At 38.9% G+C, this 13,024-nt stretch carries 10 protein-coding genes; all 10 read left to right on the top strand.

From position 1 onward, the window contains the following. Positions 1–18 precede the first annotated feature (18 nt). Complete coding sequence (locus tag AC3WJG_RS05455) at positions 19–900, top strand: 2-dehydropantoate 2-reductase (protein WP_028410760.1); 882 nt, start codon at positions 19–21, stop codon at positions 898–900. A 1-nt stretch (position 901) separates the two neighbouring features. Continuing rightward, positions 902–1,285, top strand: coding sequence for a DUF3397 domain-containing protein (locus AC3WJG_RS05450; RefSeq protein WP_028410761.1), 384 nt, complete (start codon positions 902–904; stop codon positions 1,283–1,285). 90 nt (positions 1,286–1,375) lie between these two features. Then, positions 1,376–3,001: a bacillithiol biosynthesis cysteine-adding enzyme BshC gene (gene bshC / locus AC3WJG_RS05445; protein ID WP_102812620.1), complete on the top strand. Its 1,626-nt coding sequence runs from the start codon at positions 1,376–1,378 to the stop codon at positions 2,999–3,001. Positions 3,002–3,335: 334 nt separating this feature from the next. Further along, complete coding sequence (gene rsmH, locus AC3WJG_RS05440; protein WP_028411477.1) at positions 3,336–4,271, top strand: 16S rRNA (cytosine(1402)-N(4))-methyltransferase RsmH; 936 nt, start codon at positions 3,336–3,338, stop codon at positions 4,269–4,271. 33 nt (positions 4,272–4,304) lie between these two features. Further along, positions 4,305–4,664: a cell division protein FtsL gene (gene ftsL, locus AC3WJG_RS05435; RefSeq protein WP_028410764.1), complete on the top strand. Its 360-nt coding sequence runs from the start codon at positions 4,305–4,307 to the stop codon at positions 4,662–4,664. A 5-nt stretch (positions 4,665–4,669) separates the two neighbouring features. Beyond that, entirely contained in the window at positions 4,670–6,928 is a 2,259-nt protein-coding gene (locus tag AC3WJG_RS05430) for a penicillin-binding protein (RefSeq protein ID WP_337133930.1), read from the top strand. 69 nt (positions 6,929–6,997) lie between these two features. Next, positions 6,998–8,914, top strand: coding sequence for a stage V sporulation protein D (locus AC3WJG_RS05425; protein WP_013084856.1), 1,917 nt, complete (start codon positions 6,998–7,000; stop codon positions 8,912–8,914). Between the two features lie 211 nt (positions 8,915–9,125). Next, a complete protein-coding gene (locus AC3WJG_RS05420) occupies positions 9,126–10,589 on the top strand; it encodes a UDP-N-acetylmuramoyl-L-alanyl-D-glutamate--2,6-diaminopimelate ligase (RefSeq protein WP_337133931.1) in 1,464 nt (487 codons plus the stop codon). A 61-nt stretch (positions 10,590–10,650) separates the two neighbouring features. Beyond that, positions 10,651–11,625, top strand: coding sequence for a phospho-N-acetylmuramoyl-pentapeptide-transferase (gene mraY / locus AC3WJG_RS05415; RefSeq protein WP_013058961.1), 975 nt, complete (start codon positions 10,651–10,653; stop codon positions 11,623–11,625). Then, entirely contained in the window at positions 11,626–12,975 is a 1,350-nt protein-coding gene (gene murD / locus AC3WJG_RS05410; protein ID WP_102812619.1) for a UDP-N-acetylmuramoyl-L-alanine--D-glutamate ligase, read from the top strand. It begins immediately after the preceding gene. Positions 12,976–13,024: the final 49 nt, after the last annotated feature.

The following is a 13,024-nucleotide window of genomic DNA, read 5'->3' as shown; positions in this document are numbered from 1 at the left end:
AGAGGAACAAAAAATACGATGAAAACTATAGGTATTATTGGAGGCGGATCATTAGGTCTGTTGTTTAGCGCGTATTTATCAGATTGTTATGATGTAACCTTGTATACGAAAACAAAAACTCAAGCAAAGTGCATTAACGATAATGGAATTACCTTACATAGACAAGGGGAACATCACACTAAAAAAGTCAGTGCTATCCCTCTGGAAAAAAACATAAAAGAAGCAGATTTAATCATTATTACTGTAAAACAGTATCATTTAAAAGAGATTATTCCTTTTATCAAAACCCTTACTATACATACTCCCCTTTTGTTTATCCAAAACGGTATGAGCCATATTGAAATTCTTAAAAATCTCCCGCAGCGCACTCTCTATTTGGGTACAGTTGAACACGGGGCAATGCGTACAAATATGGATAGCGTCCATCATACAGGAATAGGAACAACCCGTATTGCTTCGTACAGAGGAGAAATGGAGTCTATCTTGCCAATTGTGAATTTTCCTTGGGTGATTGAAACAGATTGGTATGCGATGCTGGTGAAGAAATTAGTTGTAAATGCGCTCATCAATCCTCTTACGGCGCTGTATCGGGTAAAAAATGGGCAGCTGATTCATAACGGCTACTTTTATAAAACGATGCGTCTATTGTTTGAAGAGATTGCCGCTGTGTTAAAACTGGATTCAGCTTTTAATTATTGGGAAAATGCACTGGGGGTTTGTTCGCGCACGAGTACAAATCAATCTTCTATGCTAAAAGATATACAGGAGGGGCGGCAAACAGAAATTGATGCTATTTTAGGCTATATTCAAACACAAGCTGCTGAAAAAAGAACGTCGACGCCTATTGTTGACTTTTTATATGGGTCAATAAAAGGAATCGAAGAAGAAAAGGGTGATTAACATGGGAAGTTTTATTGCTGGAGTTTTTGCGACGTTTGTCACTCTGCCGCTCGTTGGTTTTTTTATTCTATACATGCTTTTACGCAAACTGACGAAAAATAAAAGGAAATCTGTCCACATAGCAACGTACATTACTACGGTTTTTCTTATTTTGTCCGTGCATTATGCAGCTGTAGAAATTTTCGGGCACTCTTTTTTGTGGTTGATTGTGCTAGTCCTTTTAGTTGTAGCAATGATTATGATGTTTGTACATTGGAAAGTCAAACATGACTTAGAAATGAAGCTTATTGCGAAAGGGTTCTTTCGGATGAATTTCGTTTTGTTTCTTATTGCACATATTGTATTAAATATAGGTGGAATCGCTTTTCGCATTTCCTCTCTGTAAAGCATGTTACTAGACGTGAGCAGTTACATTATGGATAATGAAGCTATATGTAGAGAATATAAGTATTAGGAAAAGAAAGGAAGTTCTTTCATGGAGATTACAGGCGTCTCTTTAAAGGCGGGAAACAAACTAACGAACGATTACATAAAAGGTGAAAAGCAAGCACTTTCCTTTTTTCATTATAATATACACGAAAAAGACGTATATGAAAAACGTTTAGCGGATGTTCAAAAGCAGTCTTATCCAAGAGAACAGCTTGCTGAGTATCTGCTTAATTTTAATAAGCGCTACGGAGCATCTTCTAAGACGATTGAAAATATTGAAAAGCTAAAAGATCCTAACAGCGTAGTAGTCGTTGGCGGTCAGCAAGCGGGGCTGCTTACAGGTCCTTTGTACACCATTCATAAAGTGATTTCAATTGTGCTGCTAGCTAAACAACAAGAGGAAGCTTTAAACGTGCCCGTGCTTCCGGTATTTTGGATTGCTGGAGAAGATCATGATTTTGCTGAGATCAACCATGTATACACAGAGCATAAAAACCAGCTTTTAAAGAAAACGTTAAAGCATTCTTTAAAGAAAAAGCAAATGGTTTCTCAAATCGAGCTAGACCATGAAGCCTGTAGAAGCTGGGTTCGTGATGTTTTTCAAACGTTTAACGAAACGGCGCATACAAACCAGGTATTACACTTTGTTTTAGAGGCGTTAGATAAATCACGTACCTATGTCGATTTCTTTGCTCATTTGGTTACCACAATGTTCGCAGAGTCAGGTCTTATTTTAATGGATGCAGCTTCTAAAGAAGTGCGCAGCATTGAATCTTCTTTCTTTGTGACGTTAATTGAACAAAATGACAAATTATCGTCAGCCGTTATGGAACAGCAAACAGAGCTTCAAAAACAGTACAAACGAATGATTGAAGTGGGAGAAGAAACAGCCCATCTCTTTTATTCACACAACGAAAACAGAGTACTTTTAGAAAGAGATGCAGAGCAAGAGCAGTTTGTTGGAAAGCAAAATGAACTCGCGCTGTCTAAAGAAGAGCTGGTTCAAATTGCTAAACAAACGCCAGAGCTTCTTAGTAACAACGTTGTGACTAGACCTCTTATGCAGGAGTACTTACTTCCTACCCTTGCGTTTATTGCAGGTCCAGGGGAAGTAGCGTATTGGGCAGAGCTTGAAAAAGCATTTTCTTTATTTAGCTTTAAAATGCCTCCCGTGGTTCCGAGGTTATCCTATGCAATCGTAGAAAGACATATCGAAAAGTATATGGATGAACTTCAGCTAGACCTTTCGAACGTAATAAACGAAGGCGTAGATGCAGAGAGGGAGCACTGGCTTAAGACAGAAGTTCACAACCCGTACGAAATGTATTTTGAAAAAGCGAAAGAAGATTTTGAAAAAATTCATAAAACTCTTCGTGAAAATATTCAAAAAGAAGACAAAACATTTGATGAAGTCATGCTTAAAAATCGAGCGATTATTCAAAAGCAGTTTGAAACCATTCAAAAGATTGTCGAATCCAAACAGCTAATTAAGCACGATGTGAAGCATTCAAAATATGCTCAAATTGAACTTGCTCTTCGTCCCTACAATGCTCCACAAGAACGCATGTGGAATATTATGTATTATTTAAATGGCTATGGTATGCAATTTGTGTCAGATTTACTAAGTGCTGAAGTCGAATTAAATCACCAGTTAAAAGTCTGCTATGTCTAATAAAATCCTGCTGAAAAGCAGGATTTTTATTTTGGAAAAGAGAACAAGTTTACAAGGTGAATGTCAACCAATTGGATCCTTATAAGGTATTTATTTCTAATTACACAAAAAAACCTTATATTCCTTACATTTTATTCTATGAATATGTCCTACTTTTAACAAAATGACACTATTTGTGACAAAAAGACAAAATTCTACTTAATTCTTATACAAATAGCTGAAATAATGTTGAACTTTGATATATAATATAAACGTGTATATATATCAAAGAAAAACACCGTTTTTTGCTTTTTGTATACATAACTAAGTAGTTTAGAAAGAAGTAGGTGTCATAATGTTTAATCACACAACTGTTTTGCTTAAAGAAGCAGCGGAAGGTTTAAATATTAAACCGGATGGAGTATATGTCGACTGCACGCTTGGCGGAGCAGGTCATAGTGAATATATCGTAAAACAGCTATCAGAAAAAGGGAAATTAATTGCGTTTGATCAAGACGATGTTGCTCTTGAAAATGCAAAAGAAAAATTAGCCCCGTATCTAGACAGAGTTATTCTAATCAAAAGTAATTTTCGCTATTTAAAAGAGCAGCTAATGAAACATGGAATTGAAGAAGTAGATGGAGTATTGTTTGACCTAGGCGTCTCGTCTCCTCAGTTGGATACACCAGAGCGAGGGTTCAGCTTTCATCATGAGGCCCCGCTTGATATGCGCATGGATCAAAACTCAAAGTTTTCTGCGTACAACGTAGTAAATGAATGGCCTTATGAAAAACTTGTGAAAATCTTTTTCCAATACGGAGAAGAAAAGTTTTCCAAACAAATTGCCCGCAAAATTGAGGCATATCGAGAGTCTAAACCAATTGAAACAACGCTAGAGCTGGTTGATCTTATTAAAGATGGTATTCCAGCGCCAGCTAGACGAACGGGTGGACATCCGGCAAAACGGATTTTCCAGGCTATTCGAATTGCTGTAAATGATGAGCTTCAAGTATTTGAAGATGCAATTGAACAGGCTATGGATGTGATCAAAAAAGGTGGACGTGTAAGTGTTATTACCTTCCATTCACTTGAAGACCGAATTTGTAAAGTAGCGTTTAAAAATGCAAGTACGGTTCCGCAGCTTCCTCATGGACTGCCGGTTATTCCAGAAGAATTTAAGCCTAAAATGAAAGTCATTACAAGAAAACCTATTTTACCTTCAGAAGAAGAGGTAGAAGAAAATAAGCGAGCGCGTTCGGCAAAGCTTCGAATTGTTGAGAAATTAGTCTAATAAAAGGGTTTAAACAAAGAGGAGGGGACGAGAATGAACAATGCAGCATACAAAGTAAGAGAGCAAGATCAGCAGCAGAAGCAGCAAAAGACGGTACGGCAAGTTGTTCGAAAGACAAAAAGAAAAATCACGGTTGGTGAAAAAATTGTGTATTCTGGGTTTGTCGCACTCATGCTGTTTGGGTCTGTGCAAATCATTTCAAATCAATCTTCGCTTTATAGCATCAGTGAAGAGGTGCAATCACTCGATGGAAAGATTGACAAGCAAGAAGCAAAAAACAATGAGTTAAAATTACAGGTAACAGAGTTAAGTGCATACGATCGTATTTGGACAAAAGCAAAAGAACTTGGACTAAAATTGAATGAAAATAACGTAAAAGTCGTTAACGATTAATTGCGATGACTACGTCGAGAAAAAATAGCAATATTAGTACAGGAGCAGCAATATTAATTTTAATATTTGCATTGCTCTTTTTTGTATTAGCCATCAGGTTCTTTTACATCCAAGCGACGGGTAAAGCAAATGGAGAAGTTTTAGCCGAAATTGCACAAAAACAGCACACGCGAACGTCTAAAATTGAAGGACAGCGCGGTACGATTTACGATCGAAACGGAGAAGCGATCGCCCAAGACACGGGTGCTTATACGGTTGTGGCGATTTTGAAGGAGTCGCAGTCAGGAGATAAAAAACACCCACAGCACGTGGTAGACCCTGAAAAGACAGCTGAAAAGCTAGCGCCGCTATTGAATATGGACGAATCAAAAATTGAAAGCATGTTAACGAGAGGAATTAAAAGAGAGGCATTCCAAGTCGAACTTGGCCCCGGAGGCCGTGACATTGATAACGTGCTGAAGCAAAAAATTGAAAAACTAAATCTTCCGGGCATCACGTTTTTACGCGATTCGAAGCGTTTCTATCCAAACGGTGTATTCGCTTCAAGTATTTTAGGATACGCACAAAAAGATGATAAGGGTAAAATCGTAGGGAAAATGGGGATTGAAAAAGTATTTGATAAGCAGCTTTCTGAAGAAGATGGATATGTGAAATACGAAGCTGCTAAAAACGGAATTAAGCTTCCGGATCCAAAAGAGTCAATTGTAGCTCCTAAAAACGGAGACAGCGTCACGCTTACGATTGATGAAAAAATTCAGACGTTCTTAGAGGATGCGATGACAACAGCAGCTAAAGAATATAAACCAGAAGAGCTAATGGCAACGGTAGTGAATCCAAAAACCGGTGAAATTTTGGCGATGTCAAACCGTCCTTCATTTGACCCGAATATTCGTGATATCACTTCTTATCGTAATCCGTTTGTTGAAAACAGCTATGAACTTGGTTCAACGATGAAAATTTTTACGCTAGCAGCCGCAATTGATGCAGGCGTTTATAACGGCGAAGATCGCTATCAGTCGGGATCTTATAAAGTAACGAAAAACAGCGTTCCCATTAACGATCACAACGCCGGGGTCGGCTGGGGGGCTATTACATTTAATGAAGGAATTCAAAGGTCTTCAAACGTAGCGGTGGCTATTTTAGCCAATGAAAAACTGGGCACCGATCGTTTGTATAAATACTTGGACAAGTTTGGCTTTATGGATAAGACGGGAATTGACTTGCCAAACGAAGCTTCTAGCAAGTTAGTGACGAAGTACCCGAGAGACCGCGTAACCACTGCGTTTGGGCAGGCGTCTGCTTTTACGCCTATTCAAGAAATTCAAGCGGCTACTGCGATTGCAAATGACGGCAAGATGATGAAGCCTTACGTAATTAAACAAGTAGTCGATGAAACAAATAAAAAGACGATTAAAAAATCGAAACCTACCGTGGTGGGGCAGCCAATTTCTAAAAAAGCAGCGAACGAGACGTTAAATATTTTAGAAACCGTTGTTTCTTCAGAAAATGGAACAGGGAAACCATACGCGATTGAGGGGTATGATGTTGCTGGAAAAACTGGTACAGCTCAAATTCCCGCTCCAAATGGAGGTTACCTGCATGGGCACGGAAAAAACCTTATTTCCTTTATGGGCTTTGCGCCTGCAAACGATCCAAAGCTGCTTGTCTATGTAGCCGTTAAAAACCCGACTCTCAAGCCTCAAGAGGGAGGAAGTGAACCCCTTGTTGCCGTATTTAATCCAGTTATGAAGAATAGTTTACAGTACTTGGGTGTAGAGCCTACTAAGAAGGATAAAGACGGGAAAGAAACGAAAGAAAAGAAAGTGGATTCAGAAATTACGCTTAAATCTTACGTTAATGAATCAGTTGACAGTACCGTGAAAGACTTAAAACAAAAGGGGCTTATTCCTGTTGTAATAGGTAAAGGAGATACGGTAGAAAGCCAATTACCGACTGCTGATACAATTATTATTGGACAGCGCGTGTTCATTAAGACAACTGGACAAGCGACAATGCCTGATTTAACAGGTTTTTCACATCGCGACGTGATTCGCTTTAGCGAATTTGTCAACGTTCGACCTAGCGCACTTGAAAATGGTTATGTTGTAAGTCAAAGTATTAAAGCAGGCGATCCGTTAAAAGCAGGAACGTATCTGAAAGTGGAACTTGAAACGCCTAAAGAATTTTCAAGCACGTTAAATAAGTTAAAAGAAACGGGAAAAAGTGAGTCTGATAGTAAAAAAGACGATAAGCAACTTGACTAGAAATTAAGTTCTAGTGAATCCTGTACAAGCATATATTGGAACGAGCCGATTCAGAGGAGGTTCTAATATATGCGGGTATCAGGAGTCACAGTTCGTAAAAGGCTAGCCATTGTTTTGTTTGTCGGTTTTATTGTGTTTTTGATTATTGATACAAGGCTTGGATATGTACAGTTGCTGACTGGGGATACGCTAACTGAAAAAGCCAAAGACTTATGGAGTCGGAATATTCCTTTTGAACCTGAAAGAGGAAAGATACTAGATCGCAATGATGTGGCACTTGCTACAAATAAAAGTGCACCGACCGTTTTAGTTATGCCAAGACAAGTTGAAAATCCAGCTGTTACGGCTGAAAAGTTAGCAAAAGTGCTGGGAGCATCAAAAGAAAAAGTATATGAACAAATAACAAAAGCTTCTTCTAGCGTATATTTGCGTCCTGAAGGAAGAAAAATTTCACATGCGAAAGCAAATGAAGTGCGAAATTTAAATTTAAAAGGCGTATATATAGCTGAGGATTCGAAGCGGTACTATCCGTTTGGAAGTTATTTGTCGCATGTATTAGGCTTTGCGGGAGTAGATAATCAAGGGTTAACGGGCCTTGAATTATATTATGATAAAGAGCTAAAAGGACAAAAAGGTTCAGTTAAATTGTATTCGGATGCTAAAGGTAAAAAGATGCCCAATATAGCCGATGACTACACAGCACCTGTGGACGGGCTGGATTTGAGATTGACCATTGATTCACGTGTGCAAACGATCATGGAGCGTGAGTTGGATAATGCTCAGACAGCTTATAATCCAGATGGTATGATTGCCATTGCCATGAATCCTAAAAACGGTGAAATTTTAGGTATGTCAAGTCGTCCGGGCTTTGATCCTACGGATTTTAAAAATGTGAAGCCTGAGGTGTATAATCGCAATCTTCCAATCTGGAGCGTATATGAGCCCGGATCAACGTTTAAGATTATTACACTGGCAGCTGCTCTTGAAGAAAAGAAAGTGGATTTACTAAAAGATCAATTTTACGATGATGGAGCCGCGGAAGTTGGCGGAGCGAGACTTCGCTGCTGGAAAAAAGGCGGACATGGACAGCAGTCTTTTTTAGAAGTTGTACAGAACTCATGTAACCCTGGTTTTGTGGAGCTTGGAGAACGTTTAGGAAAAGAGAAATTGTTCAAATACATTAAAGAATTTGGCTTTGGTCAAAAAACAGGTATTGATTTACAAGGGGAAGCAAAAGGGATATTGTTCCCGCTTGAGCGCGTAGGTCCGGTTGAACAAGCTACAACAGCTTTTGGGCAAGGGGTTGCTGTTACGCCTATTCAACAAGTAGCTGCTGTTTCAGCAGCCGTAAACGGTGGAACGCTTTATGAACCTTATATTGCCAAAGAGTGGGTAGATCCAACTACCGGAAAAGTTGTAAGCAGTCATAAGCCGGTTGCTAAGCGAAAAGTTATTTCCGAGGAAACGTCTAAGCAAGTGCGTTTTGCTCTTGAAAGTGTAGTAGCACAAGGAAGCGGAAAAGGAGCTTTTGTGGAAGGGTACCGCGTTGGAGGAAAGACGGGTACTGCGCAGAAAGCTCAAAATGGAAAGTATTTGAAAAATAATCACATCGTTTCTTTTATCGGTGTTGCACCAGCAGATAACCCTGAAATTGTCGTGTATGTTGCGGTTGATAACCCAAAAGGCACTATTCAGTTTGGTGGAGTTGTAGCAGCTCCGATTGTAGGTAAAATGATTGAAGACAGTTTGCGTGTGATGGACGTTAAACCGCGTAAAGGACAAATTGAAAAAGAGTTAACGTGGCTGGACACACCAATGATAAAAGTACCAAATGTCGTAGGAATGTCAAAAAAAGAGTTACAAGAACAGCTACTTAATTTAAAATTAGATGTGAGTGGCGAAGGAGATAAAGTGGTCAAGCAGTCTCCTGCAGCTGGAACGAAAGTTAAAGAAGGCGAAACGGTTAGAATTTATATGGGAAAATAAAAATCTCTATAAATCACTATTCTTCCTTGCATGATAATCAGCAGGTTACTCTGCGTGTGAACATGAAATCAACAAATAAGCCTTGGGGGTGTTCCCTCCGGGCTTCTTTTTCTGTAAAATGTAATAGGTTAGGTGCTAGAAAAAGAAGAATAGTTGCCATAGCGTCTTATAACAAACGTTTCACTTTACAAATAGAGAGGACATGGTAGGAATGGATTTACGAGAACTACTAACACATTTACATGATTTTGTTCAGCTTCCTGAACAGAATATTGATATTACGTCAATTGAAATGGATTCAAGAGAAGTTAAGCCCGGAGCACTGTTCATTTGTATAGACGGCTATACGGTTGATGGTCATAACTTTGCACAGATGGCTGTGGAAAAAGGAGCAGTAGCAATCTTAGCAGAAAAGCCTGTGGATGTAGAAGTGCCCGTTGTACGCGTGAAGAGTACAAAGCGAGCAATGGCAGTGCTAGCGGATGCTTTCTACAATCAGCCTACACAAAAAATGCATTTAATTGGTGTAACGGGCACAAACGGAAAAACAACGATTACACATTTAATTGAGCATATCTTTAAATCACAACGTAAAAAGACGGGTCTGATTGGAACGATTGAAATTCGTATTGGTGATACGTCTTATGATGTGAAAAACACAACGCCTGAATCGCTGACGCTTCAAAAAACATTTAATCAAATGGTGGAGGAGAATGTAGAAGTAGCGATGATGGAAGTATCATCTCATGCGCTTGACTTAGGACGCGTACACGGGTGCGACTTTGACGTGGCGGTATTTAGTAACTTAACGCAAGATCATCTGGATTATCATCATACAATGGAAGATTATCGTCGTGCGAAAGGGTTGCTATTTGCACAGTTAGGAAACGCTTATAACCATAATCGTCCTAAGTTTGCTGTTCTTAATGCTGATGATGCGGCAACTGAGGAATATATTAAAAACACGGCTGCTACAGTGATTACCTATGGCATTGACCGTGATAGTGATATTCGTGCAACCAATATTCAAATTACAAACAGCGGCACAACGTTCGACTTGACAACACCGACAGAAACGGTTCGTGTAGAAATGAAGCTTATTGGGAAATTCAGCGTCTACAACGTATTAGCGGCTACGGCTTCATGTTTAGTGTCAGGTATTCCTCTGTCAGTTATTGTCGAGGAAATAAAAGTGTTAGAAGGCGTGTCTGGGCGTTTTGAAGTGGTTGATGCGGAGCAAGATTTTACGGTTATCGTTGATTATGCTCACACGCCGGACAGCTTAGAGAACGTGTTAAAAACTGTAAAAGAATTCGCAAAACGCAATATATATGTTATTGTTGGTTGTGGCGGAGATCGAGATCGTACAAAACGACCAATCATGGCTCGGATTGCAGCTGAATACAGTACACAAGCTATTTTGACATCTGATAATCCACGAAGTGAAGATCCATTGGCTATTTTAAAAGATATGGAAGAAGGTTTGGATACAGATAACTATGTGACGATTGCTGATCGTGCAGAAGCTATTCGCTATGCAGTGGAAGCAGCGCATGCAGATGATGTTATTGTCATTGCTGGAAAAGGGCACGAGACCTATCAAATTATTGGTAAAAAAGTATTTGATTTTGACGATCGAGAAGTATCACGCAAAATGATTGAGGAGCGAAAGTAGTAATGAAATGGGTAGAGAACAAAATGAGTCGGAATGAGTTGGAAGTTAAGGAGGGAACATCGTGCTAGAACAATCAATTTTATTGACAATCGGCGTAGCCTTTTTGATTACAGTTGTATTGTCGCCGATTTTTATTCCCTTCTTAAGAAGATTAAAGTTTGGTCAAAGTATTCGTGATGAAGGCCCGAAATCTCACCAGAAAAAATCAGGTACACCTACAATGGGCGGTATCATGATTTTATTATCTATTATTGTGGCAACTCTTATTATGGTCAATCAGTATGCAGAACTTACATATAAGACGTTTCTATTATTATTTGTCACAATCGGATTTGGTTTATTAGGATTTTTAGATGATTTTATAAAAGTAGTGTTAAAGCGTAACCTTGGATTAACATCTAAACAAAAGTTTTTAGGTCAGGTTGTCATTTCAATTATTTTTTACTTTATTGCAAGACAGTTTGAGTTCTCAACTGAAGTGACGATTCCAGGAATTAAAGACCCAATCGATTTAGGTTGGTTTTATGTTGTTTTCCTTATCATCTGGCTTGTTGGTTTTTCAAATGCGGTTAACTTAACGGATGGATTAGACGGACTTGTATCTGGTACAAGTGCGATTGCTTTTGGTGCATTTGCAGTTCTTGCCTGGAATGCAGAGCAGTTTGAACTATCTATTTTCTCAGTTGCTGTAGTAGGAGCTGTGTTAGGATTTTTAGTGTTTAATGCCCATCCTGCAAAAGTATTTATGGGAGATACGGGTTCTTTAGCGCTAGGAGGAGCTATCGCTACGGTGGCTGTCTTAATGAAAATGGAATTCTTGCTTGTTATTATCGGTGGTGTGTTTGTTATTGAAACACTATCTGTTATTATTCAAGTCGCATCTTTCAAAACAACAGGAAAACGTGTGTTTAAAATGAGCCCGCTTCATCACCATTACGAGCTAAGCGGCTGGTCGGAATGGCGCGTAGTTATGACTTTTTGGGCTGTAGGACTATTATTTGCAATGCTTGGAATTTATATCGAGGTGTGGATTTAAATGAAATCAGTCAATACGTATCAAGGTAAACAAGTACTTATTTTAGGATTAGCCAAGAGCGGTTTAGCAGCCGCTCAGTTAGTTAAACAGCTTGGTGCTAAAGTAGTCGTTAATGATCAAAAACCGTACGAAGAGAACGTAGCAGCACAGGAATTAGAAAAAACGGGCATTGAAGTTGTGTGTGGACATCATCCGCTTGAGCTTTTAGACAAAGCGGATGTTATTGTAAAAAACCCTGGGATTCCGTATTCGAATGTTCTATTGCAAGAAGCATTAAAGCGAAATATTCCGATTTTAACAGAAGTAGAATTGGCTTATGAAATTAGCGAAGCGCCTTTTATCGGAATTACGGGAAGCAATGGGAAAACAACAACAACAACGCTAATTTATAAAATGTTAGAAGAAGATCAAAAGCAGCCGTTGATTGCTGGAAATATTGGAACAGTAGCTTGTGAAGTGGCGCAAAAAGCAACAAAGGACAATGTAATTGTAACGGAGCTTTCTTCTTTTCAGCTGATGGGAATTGAAAAATTCCGTCCGAAAATCTCTTTATTATTGAATTTGTTTGATGCTCACTTAGACTATCATGGCACAAAAGAGGAATATATCAAAGCGAAAGCAAATCTCTTTAACAATCAAACAAGTGAAGACTTTGCCGTTATTAATGCGGATGATGAGCTAGTGATGAAAGCTAGTGCAGATGTTAAAGCGACAAAAGTACCTTTTTCTGTTACAGCTCAAACGACAGAAGGAGCGTATATTAAAAACGAAACCATTTTCTTTAAAGATGAAGAAGTGATGTTCTTAAAAGATGTGGTGCTGCCAGGCAAACATAATCAAGAAAACATTTTAGCAGCTATATCCGTTGTGAAGCTGTACGGCTGTTCAAATGAAGCTATCTACCGCGTGCTCACAACGTTTGCTGGTGTTAAACACCGCGTTCAATATGTCACGACAATCAACAAACGTAAGTTTTATAATGACTCTAAAGCTACGAATATGCTTGCTACAAAAGTAGCTCTTTCCGCTTTTTCGCAGCCGACGATTCTACTTGCAGGTGGACTCGATCGCGGCAATGAGTTTGATGATTTAAAAGAAGAGTTTAAAAATGTGAAAGCTGTGATTACATTTGGTGAAACGGCTCCTAAAATTGAACGCGTAGCAAAAGAAGCGGGAATACAAATTGTAAAACGTGTCGATAATGTTAAACAAGCAGTTTCAGAAGCATATGCTTGTTCAGATGAAGAAGATGTTATTTTATTATCTCCTGCTTGTGCAAGCTGGGATCAATTTAAAACTTTTGAAGAACGTGGTGACATCTTTATTGAATCTGTGCATAAACTGAAATAAGGGCTTGTCTAAACACCTAGAAAATACACTAGCCCTAATCTATTTTTAG

It is taken from the genome of Priestia sp. FW507-14D1A (assembly GCF_058781295.1).
Note: the sequence above shows the minus strand (reverse complement) of the source record. Positions and strands in the feature narration are given on the sequence as shown.

What these genes read in the sequence shown, in the direction of transcription:
- AC3WJG_RS05420 (WP_337133931.1), top strand. Translation starts at nt 9,126, where the DNA reads ATGGATTTACGAGAACTACTAACACATTTACATGATTTTGTTCAGCTT.
- AC3WJG_RS05455 (WP_028410760.1), top strand. Translation starts at nt 19, where the DNA reads ATGAAAACTATAGGTATTATTGGAGGCGGATCATTAGGTCTGTTGTTT.
- ftsL (WP_028410764.1), top strand. Translation starts at nt 4,305, where the DNA reads ATGAACAATGCAGCATACAAAGTAAGAGAGCAAGATCAGCAGCAGAAG.
- AC3WJG_RS05430 (WP_337133930.1), top strand. Translation starts at nt 4,670, where the DNA reads ATGACTACGTCGAGAAAAAATAGCAATATTAGTACAGGAGCAGCAATA.
- AC3WJG_RS05425 (WP_013084856.1), top strand. Translation starts at nt 6,998, where the DNA reads ATGCGGGTATCAGGAGTCACAGTTCGTAAAAGGCTAGCCATTGTTTTG.
- murD (WP_102812619.1), top strand. Translation starts at nt 11,626, where the DNA reads ATGAAATCAGTCAATACGTATCAAGGTAAACAAGTACTTATTTTAGGA.
- bshC (WP_102812620.1), top strand. Translation starts at nt 1,376, where the DNA reads ATGGAGATTACAGGCGTCTCTTTAAAGGCGGGAAACAAACTAACGAAC.
- rsmH (WP_028411477.1), top strand. Translation starts at nt 3,336, where the DNA reads ATGTTTAATCACACAACTGTTTTGCTTAAAGAAGCAGCGGAAGGTTTA.
- AC3WJG_RS05450 (WP_028410761.1), top strand. Translation starts at nt 902, where the DNA reads ATGGGAAGTTTTATTGCTGGAGTTTTTGCGACGTTTGTCACTCTGCCG.